Source organism: Oharaeibacter diazotrophicus, from assembly GCF_004362745.1.
Taxonomy (GTDB): domain Bacteria; phylum Pseudomonadota; class Alphaproteobacteria; order Rhizobiales; family Pleomorphomonadaceae; genus Oharaeibacter; species Oharaeibacter diazotrophicus.
This window is the reverse complement of record NZ_SNXY01000006.1, coordinates 271,135-290,899: the sequence shown is the minus strand read 5'-3', so window position 1 is coordinate 290,899 and position 19,765 is coordinate 271,135. Positions and strand designations below refer to the sequence as shown.

Below are 19,765 nucleotides of genomic sequence, written 5' to 3'. Positions count from 1 at the left end.
CCTGCCTCCAGTTCCCCTGAATAGCCGACTTGGTCCGCGGAGGCGGACCATCCACGTCCGTCCACGCGCAAGGTGGCGAGTACCCGGGCGCGACGGCGTCCGGCCCCGGCCCGTGGATGGTCCGCCTTACGCGGATCAAGCCGATCATGGGGTTGCGCATCCGCTGACTCCGACATCGATCGGAGATCGCAGGCCCCCGACGCGCCGGTGGAACCATCGCCCGCCACACCCCGATGCCACTCTCCGCGGCGCCGCCTTCAAAACCTGAATTGCAAACTCATGTTTCATGCGCTAGGCATCGTCTCGGGCCGCCCCTCCTCCAGACGGGCGGTCCGGCGGCGCCGCGGAACGCACCCCCACTCCACCCGCCTTCCGCGGCGCCCCCCTCGATTTCGCGCAACCGGGAGACGGTTCCGATGCCCTCGCGCCCCCGGCGCATCGCGGTGTTCGCCGCCGCGAGCCTCCTCTCCGCCACCGCCGCACGGGCCGAGCCGGCGGCGACGCCGATCGCGGTCGAGCTGAACAAGCTCGACGCCGCCGACGCCGACTGCCGCGCCACCATGCTCGTCACCAACGGCACCGACCTCCGGCTCGACAGCCTGAAGCTGGAGCTGGTCGTGTTCGACGCGAACGGTGTCGCCGGCCGGCGGCTCGCCGCCGAGTTCGGGCCGCTCTCCAAGGGCAAGACCGTGGTGAAGGCGTTCCCGGTGGCGGGCATCGGCTGCGCCGCGATCTCGCGCGTGCTGCTCAACGGCGTCCTCGCCTGCGGCGGCGCCTCGCCGACCGTCGACGGCTGCGTCGACCTCGTCGCGGTCGCGTCGCGGGCGTCCGCCCCACTGGTGAAGTGAGGCCGCAGCGATGACCGCCGCCCACCGCCTCCTCGCCGCCGCCATCCTCGCCCTGCCCGCCGGCGCCGCGCGCGCCGAGGACGTCGTTCCCGTCGCCGGCCCGGTCGAGGCGACCGCCGCCGTCGCCGCGGCCACCCTGCCGCACGACCTGTCGCCGATCGGCATGTTCCTGCAGGCCGACGTGGTGGTGAAGGCGGTGATGCTCGGCCTGATCGCCGCCTCGCTCGCGACCTGGACGGTCTGGCTCGCCAAGACGCTGCAGCTGATCGCCGCCCGCCACGCCACCCGGCGCGACGGCCGCGTGCTGGAATCCTGCGGCAGCCTGGTCGAGGCGGCCGAGCGGCTCGGCTTCGCCCGCGGCGTCGTCGCCCGCATGGTGCGCGCCGCCGCCACCGAGGCGCGGATGTCGGAGGGCGCGACGGGCGCGCTGCGCGAGCGCGTCGCCTCGCGGCTGGAGCGGATCGAGGCGGCCGGCGGCCGGGCGATGAACGCCGGCACCGGCATCCTCGCCACCATCGGCTCGACCGCGCCCTTCGTCGGCCTGTTCGGCACGGTCTGGGGCATCATGAACGCCTTCGTCGGCATCTCCCGGGCGCAGACCACCAACCTCGCGGTGGTCGCCCCCGGCATCGCCGAGGCGCTGCTCGCCACCGCGGTCGGCCTGATCGCGGCGATCCCGGCGGTGGTGATCTACAACGCCTTCGCGCGCCAGATCGCCGGCTACCGCGCCCAGCTCGCCGACGTCTCCGCCGAGATCCAGCGCCTCGTCTCGCGCGATCTCGATCGCCATCGCACGCTCCGCCGCGGTGCGGCGGAGTAGCCGGGAGGGCGCGCCATGGCCGGACGGCTCGACGGCGGCGACGATCTCGCCGAGACCCACGAGATCAACGTCACGCCCTTCATCGACGTGATGCTGGTGCTCCTGATCATCTTCATGGTCGCCGCCCCGCTCTCGACCGTGGACGTGCCGGTCGACCTGCCCGGCTCGACGGCCGCCCCGGCGCCGCGGCCGGAGAAGCCGGTCTACCTCTCCGTGAAGGCCGACCTGTCGCTGGCGCTCGGGGAGACGGCCGTCGCGACCGACGCCCTCGGTCCGGCGCTCGACGCGCTCACCGGCGGCGACCGCGACGAGCGCGTGTTCCTGCGCGCCGACCGCAGCGTCTCCTACGGCGACCTCACCGGCGTCATGAACGCGCTGCGCGCCGCCGGCTACCTCAAGATCGCGCTGGTCGGGCTCGAGACCGCCCCCGGCTCCGGCGTCGGGGCGCTGCCGTGATGCGCGAGCCCCTGCCCCGCCTCGCCCCCGCCGCCCCCTTCGCCGGCCTGCCGGCCCTCGCCGAGCCTGCCGGCGGCGGCGCGTCGTCGGCACGCTGGACCGCCGGCCTCGCGCTGGCGCTCGCGCTGCACGGCGCGGCCGGCCTGCCCTTCCTCGGCCGCGCGCCGGACGTCCCGGCCCCCGAAGCGCCCGAGGCGGCGGTGATGATCGACCTGCCGGCGGACCTCGCGCTGCCGCCGCTCGAGAGCGTCGCCGCCGTCGCCGCCCCCGAGATCGCCGCCACCGACGCGCCGCCCGTCGAGGCCGCGGTCCCGGATGCGGTGGCGGCCGAGACCGCCGAAGCGTCCGCCGTCGAGACCGCCGAGACCGCCCCCGAGACGGCGGACGCGTTCGCGGTCGCCGCGGCTCCTGCCCCGGACGCGGCCGAGACGGCCGACGCCACCACCGTCGCGCCGGAGACGACATCCTCCGTGGCGGCGTCGGAAACGGCCGCCGCCGCTGCGGTCGAAGCGGCACCGGAGGCCGCCGCCGAGGGCGACATCCCGCTGCCCGTCGAGCCGGCCGAGGCCGTCCCGACCGAGGTCGCCGAGATCGCCCCGGCGGAGGCGGCCCCCGTCGAGGACGCCGCGCCCGTCGAAACCGCGGCGGTCGAGACCGTCGAAGCCGTCGAGCCGGCGCCGCCGGTCCCGCCGACCCGCAAGCCGGCACCGCCGCGTCCGCCCCGGCCGGTCGCCGAAGCCCGCGAACAGCCCGCGACGCCACGGAAGACGGCGAAGCCCGTCCGCCCGAAGACCGAGACGGCCCGCGCCGCCCCGCGTCCGGCGCCGTCGCAGGCCGCGGTCGACGGCCGCGCCGCCTCCGGCGCCGGCCGGCCGGACCCGGACGCGATGGCGCGCTACCTCTCTTCCGTCCGGGCCGACATCATGCGCCAGCGCCGTTCCGTCCGCGCCGCCGGGCGCGGCAAGGTCGCGGTGGTCGCCTTCTCGATCGACGCCTCCGGCGCCCTCGGCGCCATCGCCCTGGCCTCCAGTTCCGGCGCGCCGGCCCTCGACGACGCCGCCCTCGCCATGGTGCGCCGCGCCAGCCCCGTGCCCGCGATGCCGGCCGGCTTCGCCGCGCCGCTGCGCACCCGCCTGCCCGTCCGCTTCGACTGACCCCGACCGGAACCGCCGAAATGCCCCCCGACGCCGTGTCCTACACCCGCGAAGACCTCCTCGACATCGCCGCCCTCGCCGCGGTGGGCCGGGCGGAACGCGTCGGCCGGCAACGTCAGATCCGCGCCGTCGTCGGCGAGGGCGCCACCGTCGCCGACGACGCCCGGCTGCGCCGGCTGGTCGAGCGCTGCCTGCTGGTGGCGGCGCCGCGCTCGGCGGTCGGCTTCCAGGTCGGCATGATCGGGCTCGCCCGGCTGCACCGCTTCGTGCGCTCGCCGGTCGGATCGGCCCGCGGCGCCACCCATCTCGGCGAGGAATGCGCGCTGCGCCGCGTCGTGCTCGACGTCATCGACGCGCCCGACCGCGACGAGATCGTGGCGCTCGCCTGCGCCGACCTCGTCGCGCTGCGCGACGGCGTCCTCTCCTGCGCCTTCGCCGAGACCTGCCGCTCCGGCGCCTGCCCCCTCGCCGCCGCGGCGCGCGTGGAGGAGATCGACCTCGCCCTGGTCTGGCTCGCCGGCGCCGACGGCGCGGAGGGCCGGGCATGAGCGCGCCGACGTCCGCCTTCCTGCTCGAACCCTCGACCTGGACGCCGCCGCCGGAGGCGACGTCGCCGACGCGCCGGCGCCGGGCGAGCGAACGGCTGAAGATCTGGGACCTGCCCGGCACCTGCCACTGCGTCACCATCGGCACCTGCCTGACGCTCGGCGACCTCCGCCGCACGGCGGTCCGCCTCGGCCTGTTCCAGGGCGTCGAGCGCATGACCGACTACGAGCTGCACGGCGCCTACGTCCACGCCATGGATGGACGCAACCGCGCCTCGTCGGCGGTGCAGAAGCTGCTCGAGGGCAAGCACGCCGGCATGATCCGCCGTGCCGCCCGCTGCGAGGACGACGCCGCGCTCGAACAGCTCTGGGACGACGCCGTCGGCGAGGGCCAGATCCCCGGTGCCTTCTGGGCCCTGCTCACCCATCCCCAGCTCGGGCCGGTGCTGGAGAAGCGCATCTTCGGCGAGGTCCACATGATGTCGCACCTGTGCGGCGCCTCGCATCGCGGCGACGCCCGGGTGATCACCGCCGTCGAGCGCCAGCGCGCCGCGCTGCGCGCCCGGCTGGTCGCGGCCGAGGCGTCGCAGCGGGCGACGCTCGGCGCCCGCGACGCCGAAATCGTCAGGCTGAAGCGGCTGGTGGTGGCGCTCGAGCCGCATCTCCACGCCGCCGCCGAGCTGCGCGAGCAGGTCGCCGCGCTCTCCGGAGGTGCCGCCGTCGCGGCGGCCGAAGCGGCCCGCGGCGAGGCCGAGCGTCGCGCCGAGGCCGAACGCGCCCGTGCCGCCGACCTCGAGGCCCGCCTCCTCGCCGCCGAGGAGCGGACCGCCGAGGCCGAGCGCCGCGCCGACGCCCTCGCCGAACGCCTGCTCGAGCAGACGCCGACGCCCGTGCCGGTCGCGGCCTGCGGCGCCGCGCGCTGCCCGCTCGACCTCGCCGGCCGGCGCATCGCCTACATCGGCGGCCGGCCGCACACGGTGGCGCGCATCCGCGCCTTCGTCGAGCGCTGCAACGGCTGCCTGCTCGCCCACGACGGCGGCGTCGAGCAGTCGCCGCACCTGCTCGACGGCATCCTCGCCCAGGCCGACGTGGTGTTCGTGCCGATCGACCGGGTCAGCCACGGCGCCATGGAACGCGCCAAGGCCGAATGCGCCCGCCGCCGCGCCCTGTTCGCGCCGCTCGCGACCTGTTCGCTGTCGAGCTTCGCCGAACGCCTCGCCGGGCTGCCGCTGCAGGGCGGCGAGACCGATCCCGCCGAGGCCTGACGCGCCCCGCGCTCCCGATCCGCGCACGACGCTGGACGGCGCCATGACGCCGGCGCATGGTTCGCGCCGTCATCGTGACACGGAGACGGAGCGGATCATGGCGGGACGGCCGGGAATCGTGGTGGTGGGGGCCGGCATCGTCGGCGCGGCGATCGGGCGGGCACTCGCCCGGCGCGGCGCGGCGGTCACGATCGTCGACGCCGAACCCGAGGTCGGCGGCCGCGCCACCCGGGCGTCCTGGGCCTGGATCAACGCCAGCTGGGGCAACACCCTCCCCTACTACACCCTGCGCCGCGCCAGCATGGCGGCGTGGCACGCGCTCGAACGCGAGGTGCCCGGCCTCGCCGTCGACTGGTGCGGCGGCCTCGTCTGGGACCTGCCGCCGGACGAGCTCGAAGCCTTCGCCGGCGACCACGCCGCCTGGGGCTACGCGATCGAGCGGCTCGAGACGCCGGCGATCGCGGCCCTCGAACCCGCGATCGCGCCGCCGCCGGTGGCGGTGTCCTGCCCCGAGGAGGGCGTGATCGACCCGGTCGCCGCCACCCGCGCCCTGCTCGACGATGCCGTCGCCGCCGGGGCGACCCTCCGCCTCGGCACCGCCGTCCGTCGCATCGCGACCGCGGACGGCCGCGTCACCGGCGTCGAGATCGACGGCGGGACCGTCCCGGCCGACGCGGTCGTGCTCGCGGCGGGCACCGCGACCGACGCGCTCGCCGCTCCGCTCGGCGTCACGGTGCCGCTGCGCCCCGCACCCGGGCTCGTGGTCCGCACCCGGCCGCAGCCGCCGCTGGTCCGGCGCGCTCTGATCCCGCCGCACATGGAGGTGCGCCAGCGCGCCGACGGCAGCCTGCTGATCGCCGCCAACCTGCTCGACGACGACACGGACGGCGCGCGTTCCGCCGCCCACTGCATCGCCCGCGCCGGCGAACTGGTGTCGACGCCAGAACCGCTCGTCCTCGACGGCTGGACCGTCGGCCTCAGGCCGATGCCGGCCGACGGCTTCCCGCTGGTGGGCGCCGTCGCCGCGGTGCCCGGTCTCCACGTCGCGGTCACCCACTCCGGCGTCACCCTCGCGGCGGCGCTGGGCTCTATGGTCGCGATCGAGGTGCTCGACGGCGTGCGCGACCCGCTGCTCGCCCCCTTCGCCCTCGACCGGGCGATGCCGGCCTGAGACCTGGCCCGGGCGGGCGACCGCATCCTCGCACGGCGCCGACGGATCACGACTTCGCACAACGGGATCGGGGCTCCACGGTCGGAGCACCGCCCGGCCGTCACGGCCCTCGACCGGCGTGGTCCGCAGCGGCGGGAAATCCAAGCGCGCTGCGCGAAGAAACGTCCGTAAGGCTCGGCGGAGTTTGAATTATCGCAATGTCCAGGGCGGGCGCGCCATCGCCACCCCCGAAAAGAAAGAGCCCGGCGCCGTCACCGGCACCGGGCTCTCCGTCTCTCATCCGGTCCTCGCGGACCGGCCGGCCATCACTCGATGATGGAGGCCACCACGCCGGCGCCGACGGTGCGGCCGCCTTCGCGGATGGCGAAGCGGAGCTTCTCTTCCATCGCGATGGGGACGATCAGCTTGACGGTCATCGACACGTTGTCGCCGGGCATCACCATCTCGGTGCCTTCCGGCAGCGTGCAGATGCCGGTCACGTCCGTGGTGCGGAAGTAGAACTGCGGACGGTAGTTGGTGAAGAACGGCGTGTGGCGGCCGCCCTCTTCCTTGGTCAGGATGTAGGCCTCGGCCTTGAACACCGTGTGCGGCGTCACCGAGCCCGGCTTGCACAGCACCTGGCCGCGCTCGACGTCCTCGCGCTTGGTGCCGCGCAGCAGCGCGCCGATGTTGTCGCCCGCCTGACCCTGGTCGAGCAGCTTGCGGAACATCTCGACGCCGGTGATGGTCGTCTTCACCGTCGGACGGATGCCGACGATCTCGACTTCCTCACCCACCTTGACGATGCCGCGCTCGACGCGACCGGTCACCACCGTGCCGCGGCCCGAGATCGAGAACACGTCCTCGATCGGCATCAGGAACGGCTGGTCGATCGGACGCTCCGGCTGCGGGATGTAGGCGTCGACCGCCTGCATCAGCTGCAGCACCGCGTCGTGGCCGAGCGCCGGGTTGGTGCCCTCGAGCGCGCACAGCGCCGAGCCCTTGATCACCGGGATGTCGTCGCCGGGGAAGTCGTAGGACGACAGGAGCTCACGGACCTCGAGCTCGACGAGCTCCAAGAGCTCCGGATCGTCGACCATGTCGACCTTGTTCAGGAACACCACCAACGCCGGCACGCCGACCTGACGGGCCAGCAGGATGTGCTCGCGCGTCTGCGGCATCGGGCCGTCGGCCGCCGAGCACACCAGGATCGCGCCGTCCATCTGGGCGGCACCGGTGATCATGTTCTTCACGTAGTCGGCGTGGCCCGGGCAGTCCACGTGCGCGTAGTGACGGTTCTGCGTCTCGTACTCGACGTGCGCCGTGTTGATCGTGATGCCGCGCGCCTTCTCTTCCGGCGCCGCGTCGATCTGGTCGTACGCCTTGAACGTCGCCCCGCCCGTCTCCGCCAGCACCTTCGTGATCGCCGCCGTCAGCGACGTCTTGCCGTGGTCGACGTGGCCGATCGTGCCGATGTTGCAGTGCGGCTTCGTGCGGCTGAACTTTTCCTTGGCCATGCTCGTCTCTCTCGAATGTCGCGGGTTCCGGGCATCCGGACCGGGCCGGCGGCTCGAATAGTGCGTTTTGCCGGCGGGTTCAAGTCCCCACGGCGCCTGACGGGCAGGCGATATCCGAGCCTCGTGCGGGGATTGGAGCGGGTAGCGGGAATCGAACCCGCGTATTCAGCTTGGAAGGCTGCTGCTCTACCATTGAGCTATACCCGCGTCGGGTCTCAGATAGCCGCAGCGATGGCCGATGGCAAGGGCAGCGCTCGCGCACGAGCCGATCCGGAGGCCGTCGCGTCCCGACCGCCGCCGCGGACAGGCCGAAACCGCGAAGTCGTACCCGGGTCTCGGTGTCGATCCGTCGGGAAGCTGGGATGGTGGGGGAAGTAGGACTCGAACCTACGAAGGCGTAGCCAGCGGATTTACAGTCCGCCCCCTTTGCCGCTCGGGACATTCCCCCGTCCCATTCCGGTAGCCGACCGCTCGCGCGGGGCGCCCCGTCAGGTGTCCGGAGGCGTTCACCGACCGGACGGGGCGCTTTATGGCGACCGGGTCGGCCCCTGTCAACCCATGTTCCGACGAAGTTTCCGACGCTTCGCAGGAGCCGCGGAAAACCGGGCGGGCCTTCCGCCGGACCGGCGCGCCGGCTATAAGGCGCGCCATGTCCGACGATCGCCGCCCGCCGAAATCCCCTCGCCCCACCCGTCCGCGCCCCGGCGGCGACCGTCAATTCCGGCCGCGGCCGAAGCGCGAGCGCAGCGCCGGCGACGGGCTGTGGCTCTACGGGCTGCACACCGTCGAACTCGCGCTGAAGAACCCGCGGCGCCGGCCGCTGCGCCTGCTCGCCACGCGCAACGCGCTGATGCGACTCGCCGAGCGATTCGAGGACGGGCTGCCGCTCGAGGCCGAGGACGCCAGCCCGATGCAGCTCGACAAGCTGCTCGGCTCGGAGGCGGTGCACCAGGGCGTCGCGCTCGAGGTCGAGCCACTCGAGGCGCTGCGCGCCGCCGACCTCTCCGGCGCCGACCTCGTGCTTGCGCTCGACCAGGTCACCGACCCGCACAACGTCGGCGCCATCCTGCGCTCGGCCTGCGCGCTCGGCGTCGGCGCGGTGATCACCACCGCCCGGCACAGCCCGGCCGAATCCGGCGTGCTCGCCAAGGCGGCCTCCGGCGCGCTCGACCTCGTGCCGGTGATGCAGGTGCGCAACCTCGGCGACACGCTCGAGGAGATGAAGGCCGAGGGCTTCCAGGTCGTCGGCCTCGATTCCGAGGCCCCCGCCCCGCTCGAGGACGCCGCCCTCCGCGGTCCGGTCTGCCTCGTGCTCGGCGCCGAGGGCAAGGGCCTGCGCCAACGCACCCGCGACATCTGCGACGTCCTCGCCCGCCTCGACATGCCCGGCCCGATCAAGAGCCTCAACGTCTCGAACGCCTGCGTGCTCTCGCTCTACGTCGTCCGCCGCGCCATCACGGGCTGATCCCGGCGACGGCGGTCCCGACGCCGGAGCCCCCGGGTTGCGAGCCGGCGGCCTCTGGTCTATCTCCATCGGCGGGCCGGCTTAGCACAGCGGTAGTGCAGCGGTTTTGTAAACCGAAGGTCGGGGGTTCGATCCCCTCAGCCGGCACCATCACCGGGCACGTCTCATTGGAAGAAGATGTGTCAAATCTTCCCCCAGTCCACGATGCACTCAGAGATCTTAGTATCCTTAAAATCTAAATAATCTGCATTCTTGTCTAACAGGCCGGGACCAAGAGAATCTATTATCATCAACCTAAATTCTTCTTCATGTTTAAATTGCAACGGCTTTACAAATGAAACGCCCAACCATATTGCGATTGCATCTGCATCTATGTCATATGAAAATCTTCTCTCGATACTCCAGAATCGATCCCTCTCTCCGTATTCCACAACTCTTCCAACTAGATGGTATTTATATGAACCGAACCTAGCATCTATTAATTCTTTAAGCGCGCGTTTTAGTTTTACGAGATCATAAACTATATAATGCGTCAAATCACTATTATCATGAGATCTAAGATATTCTGCCCTTCTAAAATCAAATCGACCCATTGATGAGCAATAACAATAGTCGTTCAATTCAATCTCAACCCCAATTGAATTGTTTGGAAATCCAACAATTACACAATTCTCAACTGAAAATCCCCCAACAGATACGCTGTCGAAGTAAGAGCTCCTATTGTGGAAAAACTCCCTCCTTATTCCCTCAGAATAATCATTGAAACGCCCTTCACTTCTATTTTCTATTGCTCTGTATTTTTTTAATGTCCCAAATCTAAATCCTCCTTGGAGATGAATTCTAAGATCTTTTTCCTTCACATGTTTAGTTATGAACAACGGGTGCGTGTTATCCAATTCTTCAATCAAATCAACTTTGAAGTCTCTAAATTCAAGCGGATATGAAACAGAGATCACTGGGGGAAAATTCTTAACAATATCTTCATGATACGGGACTACAATATCAGCATATTGCATAGTTTTACCGGCTGATTCATCAGATTTTTTTCGCGGACTTTCTTTGTAAGTATGTCCACTGGGCTTCAAGGTACCTTGGTTTGACGCACCGAAACTAATTTTTGGCCGAACGTCTGGGCGCTGTATCCCTTGAAACCCTCGATCGCCACGCCTTCTCCCTTTGCCTCGCTTTTTGCTCATGCCGGTCTCCCGCCATCAAATACCGTTGGAAGGCTTACTGCGCATCTTGCAACCTTACATATGTCAGCTACAGAATGCAATTAAAAGTGATTTTCAATTTTTCACAACAACCATCCTCCATGGAACAATATAGGATAGAGATTGTCATTTATGTTTTCAGTATTATCAGTACTTTATATCTATACTCTGAGTAATACCCTAATCGATGTTCCCCCTATAGTTATTGTATACATATTGTACATTCAGGCATTTGATTTATCTCTTTCGTATATGGTAGACAATTACTATTGTCGCGAATAGCAATTTTGCAATTGGCCGACTGGCGATGCTAGGATAACGTGTTGGCCGCCCTACCCCTACCCCATTCGCCCGCGACCGAGTGCAGTTCGCAGGCAATGCGGATTCGACGGGCTTCTCGGCCGAGCGGGTGGTCACACGCCTTAACTGGATGGGCATCGGGACGACGAGACCAAGCTCCAACCGGATCATGCGCTCGTCCCAGTCTTCTTCGGCACAGAAGCTTTGATTTGTGGCCGGGTCGAGGGGGGCAAATTGGAGACTGACGCGCGGCGTCGACGACTATTTCCGTGACGCTCGGACTACGGCACCAAGAAAATGACTGTCAACCAGCGCTTCGCCCCTCGGTCCGACCAAGCTTTCGGAGAGTAGCCTCACAATCAAGCGCAAGACGGCGGTAGGGAGCGCCCACTAAGTCAGTCAAATCTTGCAGATCAAAACGAACCAACCTCGATTCCGTGCAGAGTCCCGCTCCCTAAGGCAGTGCTTACGTGACAACCGCCCCCTGCGGGGAACGGGGGTACGCGGCCCCCCACGCGCCGCCGCCTCGCGGCGGCGACGCGTCTCTTCCTCGCCTCAGCGCACGGCGCCGTTCATGCGGTTCGGGAAGAAGCCGTAGCGGTTCGCCTCGCCGCCGACGTAGACGATGCCGAGCACCTGCTGCGGCGTGCGGCCGTAGGCGATGCCGTTGCCGTCGGTCGGGACGACGTTGACGAGGCGGTTGACGCGGACCGGCTGGTCGAGGTCGGTCGAACCGTCGACGGCGTCGCGGGCGTCGGAGAGGGCCGCGGCCCGGGCGTCGAGGCCGCGCTGCAGCAGCATCAGGCGGATCTCGCCGGCGTGGTAGGCCTCGACCGCCAGGATGCCCGCGGCGGCGGAGAGGACGGCCTTGTCGGTGAGGAGCGCGGCCGCGCCCTTGTAGGCGGTGACGCCGACGTCCTCGAACAGGAAGGCGCCGAGCAGGAAGTTGTCGTCGCTGCCGAAGACGTCGAAGTGGCCGTCGGCCGGCACGAGACCGGCGGCGCGGGCGGCGGCGTCGAAGCCGCGCGTCAGGTTGATCGCCGGGCGGGCCACCTTGGCGTCGCCGAGGGCCTTGCGCAGGAACTGGACGTGGCGGTGTTCGTCGCGGGCGATCTCGGCGGCGAAGGCCTTGATCGCGGCGTCCTTGAACACGACCTCCCGTCCGCCGGTGACGGCGCCGGCCGCACCGCGGCCGGTGACGTCGCTCGCCCCCAGGCCCTCGCCGAACACGGCGCGGAGGTAGAACTCGGCCTCGAGATACTCGAGGTTCAGCGCGAAGTTCAGGACGTCCGCATCGGACACGGCCGCCTCGGCCTCGCCGGTGCCGACCAGTCCGGTGCCGAGCGCGACGCCCGAGGCGGCGGCGAGGCCGGAGGCGCGCAGGAAGGCGCGGCGGCCGGCGTCGAGCCGGGCGGCGGCGCCGGCGGGGTCGGCCGAGAGACGGTCGAAGATCGGGTTCATCGGTGCACTCCTGGGTTTCGCTCCGGCGCGGCGGGGATCCCGACCCTCCGCGCTGTTGCCGCCGACCACCTCCCACGGATCCGGCGCGCGGGGCCGCTCCTCGTTTGCGACCCTCGTGACGGCAGGTACCGCGAGGAGGGGCAGGAAGTTTCATCGCCGCGCCGGAAATGTTCGCGACGGCGCAACAATCGTCGGAGCCGCACGCTCGTGGACCCGTCGGAACCCAGACACGACGGTGTCGTTCACCATGAGTGAACGGTCCATCGCCGCGACGGCGTCCTGCCGGCGCTGCCCGGACGTGCCATCTGAGGGTCACCGCCCAGCGGACCACACCGCGAGGAGACCATCATGTCCGGCATCCACCACGTCACCGCCATCGCCAGCGCCGCGCGCGCCAACATCGACTTCTACACCCGCGTGCTCGGGCTCCGGCTCGTCAAGCGCACCGTCAACTTCGACGACCCCGGCACTTGGCACTTCTATTTCGGCGACCGCGACGGCGCGCCGGGCACGCTGTTCACCACCTTCCCGTGGGCGCACGCCCGTGCCGGCCGGCTCGGCGTCGGCGAGGTGCAGGAGACCGTGTTCGCCGTGCCCGAGGGCGCGATCGGCTTCTGGACGCACCGGCTGCTCGCGGCCGGCGCGACCGTCGAGGATCCCGCCTCCGTGTTCGGCGCCCGCCGCCTCGCCTTCCGCGATCCCGACGGCATGCGGCTCGCCCTCGCGGCGACGCCCGCGGCGGGGGACGGCGCCTGGACGACGGCGGAGATCGGCGTCGACGAGGCGATCCGCGGCATCGCCGGCGTGACGCTGCTGGTCGCCGACGCCGCGCCGACCGCGGCCGTCCTCACCGGCGCGCTCGGCTTTTCGGCCGCGGGCACGGAAGGCGCCGCCGCGCGCTTCGTCGTGCCCGGCGCGACCACCGGCGGGATCGTCGACGTGCGTGCCGTCGGCGGCTTCCCGCGCGGCGCGCTCGGCAAGGGCTCGGTGCACCACGTCGCCTTCCGCGCCGCCGACGACGCCGAACAGGCCGCGATCGTCGATCGGCTCGCGGCGGAGTTCGGCATCCACGCGACGGAGCAGAAGGACCGCAACTACTTCCGGTCGGTCTACTTCCGCGAGCCCGGCGGCACGATCTTCGAGATCGCGACCGACGCCCCCGGCTTCGCCGTCGACGAGACGCCGGACGCCCTCGGCACCGCGCTGAAGCTGCCGGCGCGCTACGAGTCCCGCCGGGCCGAGATCGCCGCCGCCCTGCCGACGATCGCGTGAGGCCCGCCTACCCTCGGCGCCGCGGCGTCCCGGCCCGGGCCGGGGCGCCGCGGTGGCCGAGGCGGGCGGCGAGCCGCTTCTCGACCTCGACCGCCGCGAACAGCGCGACGCCGACGGCCACGACCACGAGGCCGTCGGCGAGCGGCACCGGCCGGCTGCCGAACGCCGCGTTGAACGGCGGCGCGTAGGTGAAGGCGAGCTGCGCCGCCACGGTGCCGACGACGCCGAGGAGCACCGCCGGCGTTCCGACCACGCCGCGCCACGTCAGCGACGGGCCGTGGGCGAAGCGCACGGAGAACAGGTAGAAGATCTCCATCGTCACGATGGCGTTCACCGCCATGGTGCGGGCGAGTTCCGGGCCGTGGCCGCGGGCGAGCGCGAAGGCCTGGATGCCGAAGGTGCCGGCCACCATCAGCGCCGTCACCAGCGCGATCCGCCAGACGAGGCGTGCCGCCAGAAACCCGCGGCCGACGGTGCGGGCGGCGCGGCGCATCGCGCCCGGCTCGGTCGGCTCGAAGGCGAGGGTCAGGCCGAGCGCCACCGCCGTCACCATGTTGATCCAGAGGATCTGCACCGGCGTCACCGGCAGCGCGGCGCCGAACAGGATGGCGAGCACGACGGCGGCGGCTTCGCCGCCGTTGGTCGGCAGCGTCCAGGCGATCACCTTGGTCAGGTTGTCGTAGACGGTCCGCCCCTCGCGGACGGCGGCGACGATCGAGGCGAAGTTGTCGTCGGCGAGCACCATCTCGCTCGCCTCCTTGGCCGCCTCGGTGCCCTTCAGGCCCATGGCGACGCCGACGTCGGCCCGCTTCAGGGCTGGCGCGTCGTTGACGCCGTCGCCGGTCATCGCCACCACCGCGCCTGTCCCCTGCAGCGCCTCGACGAGGCGAAGCTTGTGCTCGGGGCTGGTCCTGGCGAACACCGTGCTCTCCGCCGCGAGGCGTCGGAACGCGGCGTCGTCGGCGCCGTCGAGGTCGCGCCCGGTGACGGTCGGCGGATCGTCGCCGAGGCCGAGCCGCCGGGCGATCGCCCGCGCGGTCGCCGCGTGGTCGCCGGTGATCATCTTGATCCGGATCCCCGCCGCCGCGCATTCCTCGATCGCGGCCACCGCCTCCGCCCGCGGCGGATCGATCAGGCCGACCAGTCCGAGCAGCGTACAGCCCGCCGCGACGTCGTGCGGGGCGAGCGCGTCGGTGCCCGCCGGCAGGCGGCGGCGGGCGAGCGCGAGCACGCGCAGGCCCTCGGCGGCGAGGCGCTCCACCGCGCGCTCCCAGTGGCCGACGTCGATCGGCACGGCGCCGTCGGCTGTCGCTTCGAGGGCCGAAGCGGCGAGGATCGCCTCGGGGGCGCCCTTGAGATAGGCGACCGGTCCGTCGGTGCCGCGGTCGACCAGCACGGCCATGGTGCGGTGGCGCGAATCGAACGGGATCGCGCCGATCCGAGCGAAGCGCTCGCGCGCGGCGCGGGCGTCGTGGCCGGCCTTGGCGGCGAGCGTGACCAGCGCGCCCTCCATCGGGTCGCCGTCGACGATCCAGGCCCCGCCGGTCTCGCGGATGTCGGCGTCGTTGCAGAGCAGGCCGGCGAGCGCGAGTTCCTCGAGCGGGCGGTCGGCGGCGGGATCGACGGCGACGCCGCCCTCGAGGAAGCCGCCGCTCGGCGCGTAGCCGGCGCCCTCGACGGTGATCTCGCGACCGCCGGTGACGAGCGCGCGCACGGTCATCTCGTTGCGGGTCAGCGTGCCGGTCTTGTCGGAGCAGATGATCGAGACCGCGCCGAGCGTCTCGACGGCCGGCAGGCGGCGGACGATGGCGTTGCGCCGGGCCATGCGGCGGACGCCGACCGCGAGCGTGATCGTCAGCACCGCGGGCAGGCCCTCGGGGATGGCCGCCACCGCGATCCCGACCACCGCCATGAACGCGTCCCCGACCGGATGGCCGGCGACGCCGACCGCATAGGCGAACACCGCGACCGAGGCGACCAGCACCACGACGGTGACCTGCCGGGCGAAGCGATCCATCTCGCGCACCAGCGGCGAGGTCAGGCGCTCGACCGCGCCGATCATCGCGCCGACCCGGCCCAGTTCGGTCTCGCCCGCGGTGGCGACGACCACGCCGGCGCCCTGGCCGGCGGTGACGAAGGTGCCGGCGAAGGCCATGTCGGTGCGGTCCCCGAGCGCGGCGTCGGCCGCGACGGCGGCGACGTCCTTGTCCACCGGCACCGACTCGCCGGTGAGCGTCGCCTCGTCGACGCGCAGCGCGTGCGCGGAGGTCAGCCGGAGGTCGGCGGGCACCCGGTCGCCGGCTTCGAGCAGCACGACGTCGCCGGGCACCACGCCGTCGGCCGGCAGGGTGACGCGGTGGCCGTCGCGCAGCACCGACGCGGTCGGGTCGACCATGGCGCGGATGGCGTCGAGCGAGCGTTCCGCCCTGCCCTCCTGCACGAACCCGATCACCGCGTTGGCGACGACGACGCCGAAGATCACCAGCGCGTCGGTCGGGTGGCCGATCGACGCCGAGATCGCGGCGGAGACGAGCAGCACGTAGATCAAGAGGTTGTGGACCTGGGCGGCGAGGCGCGCCAGCGCGCTCCGCCGCGCCGCCCGCGGCAGCCGGTTCGGGCCGTGCAGGTCGAGCCGGACCACCGCCTCGGCCGCCGACAACCCGGTCGGTTCGCCGCCGAGCCGGGCCACCACCTCCGCCGGCGCCAGCGCGTGCCACGCCTCCGCGGGCCGTTCAGCCGGACGGCGCGGTCGCGCGGGGGTGACGGTCGTCGTGGCCATGGCATCCTCCCGCGCTCCCACGGCGAGGATCCTGCCCGATCCCGCGGCGATCTCCGTTGATCGGCGTCAACCGGCCGGCCGCCTCACCGCTCCCGCGGCACCAGCGGCGCCAGCGCCTCGGCGAGGATGTGGGGGGTGTGGCGGCCGCCGGGGGCGCGGCAGGCGCGCTCGAAATAGTCGGCGAGGGCCGGCTGGAAGGTCGGGTGGGCGCAGTTCTCGATCAGGATGCGGGCGCGCTGCTTCGGCGAGTGGCCGCGCAGGTCCGCGAGGCCGCGCTCGGTGACGATGACCTGGACGTCGTGCTCGGTGTGGTCGACGTGGGTCGCCATCGGCACGATCGCCGAGATGGTGCCGCCCTTGGCGGTCGAGGGCGTCATGAAGATCGAGAGATAGGCGTTGCGGGCGAAGTCGCCGGAGCCGCCGATGCCGTTCATGATCGAGGAGCCGCGCACGTGGGTCGAGTTGACGTTGCCGTAGATGTCGGCCTCGATCAGCCCGTTCATGGCGATGACGCCGAGGCGGCGGATCACCTCGGGATGGTTGGAGATCTCCTGGGTGCGCAGCACGACCTTGCGGCGCAGCGTCTCGATCTCGCGCTCGAAGCGCTCGGCGCCGGCCGGGCTCAGCGACAGCGCCGTCGCCGAAGCGACGTCCATGCGGCCGGACAGCAGGAGGTCGAGCATGCCGTCCTGGATCACCTCGGTGTAGGAGGTCAGCCCCTCGAAGCCGCCCCGGCCGAGACCGGCCAGCACGGCGTTGGCGACGTTGCCGACGCCCGACTGGATCGGCAGCAGCGTCTCCGGCAGCCGGCCGCGCGAGACCTCGTGGGTCAGGAATTCGATGATGTGGCCCGCGATCGCCTCCGACACCGCGTCGGGCGGATTGAAGGCGGAGTTGCGGTCGGGCGCGTCGGTCTCGATCACCGCGACCACCTTGGAGAGGTCGCAGGCGAGCGTCGGCCGGCCGATGCGGTCGCCGGTGGAGAGGATCGGGATCGGCCGGCGGTGCGGCGGCAGCGCGGTGCCGTAGTAGACGTCGTGCATGCCGTGAAGAGCCGGGCTCTGCCGGGAGTTCACCTCGATGATCACGGCGTCGGCGAGGTCGAGCCAGGTCTTGTTGTTGCCGATCGAGGTCGAGGGCACCAACGAGCCGTCCTCGAGGATCGCCGTCGCCTCGATCACCGCGACGTCGAGATGGCCGAGGTAGCCGAACCAGACGAACTGGCCGACGTGGCTGAGATGGAGGTCGATGTACTCCATCTCGCCGGCGTTGATGCGGGCGCGGCAGGTCGGGTCCGACTGGTAGGGCAGGCGCATGTCGATGCCGTCGGCGCGGGCGAGTGCGCCGTCGAGCTCCGGCGCGGTCGAGGCGCCGGTCCAGATGCCGACCCGGAACGGCGCGCCGCGGGCGTGCTCGGCCTCGATCCGGCGGGCGAGCGCCTGCGGCAGCGCCTTCGGATAGCCCGAGCCGGTGAAGCCGCTCATGCCGATGTTCATGCCGTTGCGGATCCGCAGCGCGGCCTCGTCGGCCGACATGACCTTCGACCGCAGCACCGCGTTGGCGATCCGTTCACCCGAGGCGACCATGCCCGCACCTTTCCGTCCGATGGTGTCGGGCCTCAGATAACGCATGTCGCTAAATCGAGTTATGCATACTTCGTATGACAGCGACGCCCACGGCGGGCGCGATTCCATGATTTCGCGCAAGGCCGGACCGGCTCGTCCGCGCTAGTCTGGTCGGCGACCGGGGTTCCGCCCCGATGGCCGGAGGATCGCCATGGACCGCACCGCCGACGCGACGCGCGCCCACGTGGTCGAGGACCAGGGCGCGGTGTTCGACTTCCTCGCCGATCCCGCCACCCACGGCCTCGCCGAGGCACCGGTGCGCATCGACACCCACGGCGCCGCGGTGTTCCTGGCGGGCGCCGACGCCTGGAAGGTCAAGCGGGCGGTGCGTTTTCCCTACATGGACTTCTCGACGCTGGAGAAGCGCCGGGTCGCCTGCGCGCGCGAGGTCGAGATCAACGGCCCGGGCGCGCCGGGGATCTATCTCGGCGCGGTGCCGGTGGTACGCCGCGACGGCCGACTGCGGCTCGGCGGCGACGGCGAGGTGGTGGAGTGGGCGGTGCACATGCGCCGCTTCGACGAAACCGCGACGCTCGACCTCGTCGCCGATCGCGGCGAGCTCGGCGCGGCGACCATCGTCGCCCTCGTCCACGCCATCCACGCCGCCCACGAGCGCGCCCCGCTCGGAGACGGCCTCGCGGCCGCCGATTCGCTCGTCCACTACGTGGCGCAGAACCGGGTCGCCTTCGCCGAGAACGCCGACGTGTTCCCGCCGGGGCGGGCGCACGCGCTGTCGGAGCGGATGGCGGCGGAGCTCCGGCACCTGCGCGACCTCCTGGTCGGCCGCGGCCGCGCCGGCCGGGTGCGGCGCTGCCACGGCGACCTCCACCTCGCCAACGTCGCCCTGATCGACGGCCGGCCCACCCTGTTCGACGCCATCGAGTTCGACGACGGTATCGCCACCTGCGACGTGCTCTACGACTTCGCCTATCTGGTGATGGACCTGATCGAGCGCGGCCTGCCCGACCTCGCCGCGCTCGCCGTTTCCCGCTATCTCGCCGCCGCACCGGACGTCGACCTCGACGGCGTCGCGGCGATGCCGATCTTCCTGGCCCTCCGGGCGACGATCCGGGCCAAGGTGATCGCCGCCGGCCTGCCGAACCTCGCCGAGGCGGCGCGCCCGGCGGCGGCCACGGCGGCGCTGCGCTATTTCGCCGTCGCCGAGCGGGTGCTCGAACCGGTGCCGCCGCAGCTGGTGGCGATCGGCGGACTGTCGGGCAGCGGCAAGTCCACCGTCGCGGCCGCGCTCGCGTCGCACGTCGGGCGCGCCCCCGGCGCGGTGCACCTGCGCAGCGACGTGATCCGCAAGCGCCTCGCCGGCGTCGCCGAGACCGACCGGCTGCCGGTCGAGCACTACGCCGATCCGGCCTCGCACGCCGCGGTGTTCGCGACCCTCAACGGCAGCGCCGCACGCCTGCTCGCCGCCGGCTCCTCGGTGATCGTCGACGCCGTCCACGGCCGCCCGCAGGACCGCGCCGAGGTCGAGGCGGTCGCCGCCGCGGCCGGCGTGCCCTTCACCGGGCTCTTCCTCGACGCCCCGCTCGACGTCCGACTCGCCCGCGTCGACGCCCGCCGCGCCGACGCCTCCGATGCCGGCGCCGCGGTGGTGCTCCGTCAGGCGGGCTACGAACTCCACGACGTCGACTGGATGCGGATCGACGCGGCGGCGGCGCTCGACGTCTGCGTCGCCGATGCCCTCGCGGTCCTCCAGCCGGGCGATCACGGGCGCCCGACGTGATCCTGACCGCCGCCTTTCCGTGCGATGAACGCCCGATGACCGCCGGATTAAATCTCCGTCATGCGGTGGACGCATGGCCGAATCCGGCCTCCGGCCCGAGACGCCGCCGGTAATTCGCCCCAATCCGGGTCCCTTCCTCCGCGCGATGAACACGGG

At 71.3% G+C, this 19,765-nt stretch carries 15 protein-coding genes and 3 tRNA genes; 11 read left to right on the top strand and 7 right to left on the bottom strand.

Going from position 1 to position 19,765, the window contains the following annotated elements:
* The first annotated feature begins 416 nt into the window (after nucleotides 1-416).
* The 7 genes from EDD54_RS01515 (at nucleotide 417) to EDD54_RS01485 (ending at nucleotide 6,259) form a co-directional block, all read left to right on the top strand.
* On the top strand, nucleotides 417-848 hold the full coding sequence (locus tag EDD54_RS01515; RefSeq protein ID WP_126537235.1) for a Tat pathway signal sequence domain protein: 432 nt from the start codon (nucleotides 417-419) through the stop codon (nucleotides 846-848).
* Between the two features lie 10 nt (nucleotides 849-858).
* Nucleotides 859-1,668, top strand: coding sequence for a tonB-system energizer ExbB (gene exbB / locus EDD54_RS01510; RefSeq protein ID WP_126537237.1), 810 nt, complete (start codon nucleotides 859-861; stop codon nucleotides 1,666-1,668).
* 15 nt (nucleotides 1,669-1,683) lie between these two features.
* Entirely contained in the window at nucleotides 1,684-2,124 is a 441-nt protein-coding gene (gene exbD, locus EDD54_RS01505; protein WP_126537239.1) for a TonB system transport protein ExbD, read from the top strand.
* On the top strand, nucleotides 2,124-3,278 hold the full coding sequence (locus tag EDD54_RS01500) for an energy transducer TonB family protein (RefSeq protein ID WP_126537241.1): 1,155 nt from the start codon (nucleotides 2,124-2,126) through the stop codon (nucleotides 3,276-3,278). Before exbD ends, EDD54_RS01500 begins: the two co-directional genes overlap by 1 nt.
* A 20-nt stretch (nucleotides 3,279-3,298) precedes the next feature.
* A complete protein-coding gene (locus tag EDD54_RS01495; RefSeq protein WP_126537243.1) occupies nucleotides 3,299-3,826 on the top strand; it encodes a hypothetical protein in 528 nt (175 codons plus the stop codon).
* Nucleotides 3,823-5,088, top strand: coding sequence for a DUF2325 domain-containing protein (locus EDD54_RS01490; RefSeq protein ID WP_126537245.1), 1,266 nt, complete (start codon nucleotides 3,823-3,825; stop codon nucleotides 5,086-5,088). Before EDD54_RS01495 ends, EDD54_RS01490 begins: the two co-directional genes overlap by 4 nt.
* Before the next feature lie 97 nt (nucleotides 5,089-5,185).
* Nucleotides 5,186-6,259, top strand: a complete 1,074-nt coding sequence (locus EDD54_RS01485; protein WP_166653420.1) for an NAD(P)/FAD-dependent oxidoreductase — start codon at nucleotides 5,186-5,188, stop codon at nucleotides 6,257-6,259.
* Nucleotides 6,260-6,564: 305 nt separating this feature from the next.
* On the opposite strand, the gene tuf is transcribed toward EDD54_RS01485, so the two are convergent.
* The 3 genes from tuf to EDD54_RS01470 form a co-directional block, all read right to left on the bottom strand.
* On the bottom strand, nucleotides 6,565-7,755 hold the full coding sequence (tuf, locus tag EDD54_RS01480; RefSeq protein WP_126537249.1) for an elongation factor Tu: 1,191 nt from the start codon (nucleotides 7,753-7,755) through the stop codon (nucleotides 6,565-6,567).
* A 133-nt stretch (nucleotides 7,756-7,888) separates the two neighbouring features.
* A tRNA-Gly gene (locus tag EDD54_RS01475) sits at nucleotides 7,889-7,962 on the bottom strand.
* Between the two features lie 156 nt (nucleotides 7,963-8,118).
* A tRNA-Tyr gene (locus EDD54_RS01470) sits at nucleotides 8,119-8,203 on the bottom strand.
* A gap of 201 nt (nucleotides 8,204-8,404) precedes the next feature.
* Between EDD54_RS01470 and EDD54_RS01465 the strand changes: the two genes are divergently transcribed.
* Nucleotides 8,405-9,220 (top strand): TrmH family RNA methyltransferase, encoded by an 816-nt coding sequence (locus EDD54_RS01465; RefSeq protein WP_126537251.1) that lies wholly within the window; start codon nucleotides 8,405-8,407, stop codon nucleotides 9,218-9,220.
* A 75-nt stretch (nucleotides 9,221-9,295) separates the two neighbouring features.
* Nucleotides 9,296-9,370: transfer RNA gene (locus EDD54_RS01460), tRNA-Thr, on the top strand.
* A 32-nt stretch (nucleotides 9,371-9,402) separates the two neighbouring features.
* On the opposite strand, the gene EDD54_RS01455 is transcribed toward EDD54_RS01460, so the two are convergent.
* Together EDD54_RS01455 and EDD54_RS01450 are read right to left on the bottom strand one after the other, a co-directional pair.
* Nucleotides 9,403-10,416 carry a hypothetical protein gene (locus tag EDD54_RS01455; protein WP_133673945.1) on the bottom strand — a complete coding sequence of 338 codons (1,014 nt, stop codon included), beginning with the start codon at nucleotides 10,414-10,416 and terminating at the stop codon, nucleotides 9,403-9,405.
* A gap of 873 nt (nucleotides 10,417-11,289) precedes the next feature.
* Entirely contained in the window at nucleotides 11,290-12,195 is a 906-nt protein-coding gene (locus EDD54_RS01450; protein WP_126537257.1) for a ferritin-like domain-containing protein, read from the bottom strand.
* A gap of 348 nt (nucleotides 12,196-12,543) precedes the next feature.
* Between EDD54_RS01450 and EDD54_RS01445 the strand changes: the two genes are divergently transcribed.
* On the top strand, nucleotides 12,544-13,467 hold the full coding sequence (locus EDD54_RS01445) for a ring-cleaving dioxygenase (protein ID WP_126537259.1): 924 nt from the start codon (nucleotides 12,544-12,546) through the stop codon (nucleotides 13,465-13,467).
* 7 nt (nucleotides 13,468-13,474) lie between these two features.
* Here EDD54_RS01445 and EDD54_RS01440 read toward each other — a convergent pair whose 3' ends face one another.
* Together EDD54_RS01440 and scpC are read right to left on the bottom strand one after the other, a co-directional pair.
* Nucleotides 13,475-16,246: an HAD-IC family P-type ATPase gene (locus tag EDD54_RS01440; protein ID WP_126537261.1), complete on the bottom strand. Its 2,772-nt coding sequence runs from the start codon at nucleotides 16,244-16,246 to the stop codon at nucleotides 13,475-13,477.
* An 83-nt stretch (nucleotides 16,247-16,329) separates the two neighbouring features.
* The gene (scpC, locus tag EDD54_RS01435; RefSeq protein WP_245515676.1) at nucleotides 16,330-17,832 is read right to left on the bottom strand and encodes a succinyl-CoA:acetate CoA-transferase ScpC; all 1,503 of its coding nucleotides are present in this window, start codon (nucleotides 17,830-17,832) and stop codon (nucleotides 16,330-16,332) included.
* Between the two features lie 190 nt (nucleotides 17,833-18,022).
* Between scpC and EDD54_RS01430 the strand changes: the two genes are divergently transcribed.
* Nucleotides 18,023-19,609 (top strand): bifunctional aminoglycoside phosphotransferase/ATP-binding protein, encoded by a 1,587-nt coding sequence (locus EDD54_RS01430; protein ID WP_126537263.1) that lies wholly within the window; start codon nucleotides 18,023-18,025, stop codon nucleotides 19,607-19,609.
* The last annotated feature ends 156 nt before the right edge of the window (nucleotides 19,610-19,765 follow it).

What these genes read in the sequence shown, in the direction of transcription:
- EDD54_RS01455 (WP_133673945.1), bottom strand. Translation starts at nt 10,416, where the DNA reads ATGAGCAAAAAGCGAGGCAAAGGGAGAAGGCGTGGCGATCGAGGGTTT.
- EDD54_RS01445 (WP_126537259.1), top strand. Translation starts at nt 12,544, where the DNA reads ATGTCCGGCATCCACCACGTCACCGCCATCGCCAGCGCCGCGCGCGCC.
- EDD54_RS01490 (WP_126537245.1), top strand. Translation starts at nt 3,823, where the DNA reads ATGAGCGCGCCGACGTCCGCCTTCCTGCTCGAACCCTCGACCTGGACG.
- EDD54_RS01495 (WP_126537243.1), top strand. Translation starts at nt 3,299, where the DNA reads ATGCCCCCCGACGCCGTGTCCTACACCCGCGAAGACCTCCTCGACATC.
- exbD (WP_126537239.1), top strand. Translation starts at nt 1,684, where the DNA reads ATGGCCGGACGGCTCGACGGCGGCGACGATCTCGCCGAGACCCACGAG.
- tuf (WP_126537249.1), bottom strand. Translation starts at nt 7,755, where the DNA reads ATGGCCAAGGAAAAGTTCAGCCGCACGAAGCCGCACTGCAACATCGGC.
- EDD54_RS01515 (WP_126537235.1), top strand. Translation starts at nt 417, where the DNA reads ATGCCCTCGCGCCCCCGGCGCATCGCGGTGTTCGCCGCCGCGAGCCTC.
- exbB (WP_126537237.1), top strand. Translation starts at nt 859, where the DNA reads ATGACCGCCGCCCACCGCCTCCTCGCCGCCGCCATCCTCGCCCTGCCC.
- EDD54_RS01500 (WP_126537241.1), top strand. Translation starts at nt 2,124, where the DNA reads ATGCGCGAGCCCCTGCCCCGCCTCGCCCCCGCCGCCCCCTTCGCCGGC.
- EDD54_RS01485 (WP_166653420.1), top strand. Translation starts at nt 5,186, where the DNA reads ATGGCGGGACGGCCGGGAATCGTGGTGGTGGGGGCCGGCATCGTCGGC.
- EDD54_RS01430 (WP_126537263.1), top strand. Translation starts at nt 18,023, where the DNA reads ATGGACCGCACCGCCGACGCGACGCGCGCCCACGTGGTCGAGGACCAG.
- scpC (WP_245515676.1), bottom strand. Translation starts at nt 17,832, where the DNA reads ATGGTCGCCTCGGGTGAACGGATCGCCAACGCGGTGCTGCGGTCGAAG.
- EDD54_RS01440 (WP_126537261.1), bottom strand. Translation starts at nt 16,246, where the DNA reads ATGGCCACGACGACCGTCACCCCCGCGCGACCGCGCCGTCCGGCTGAA.
- EDD54_RS01450 (WP_126537257.1), bottom strand. Translation starts at nt 12,195, where the DNA reads ATGAACCCGATCTTCGACCGTCTCTCGGCCGACCCCGCCGGCGCCGCC.
- EDD54_RS01465 (WP_126537251.1), top strand. Translation starts at nt 8,405, where the DNA reads ATGTCCGACGATCGCCGCCCGCCGAAATCCCCTCGCCCCACCCGTCCG.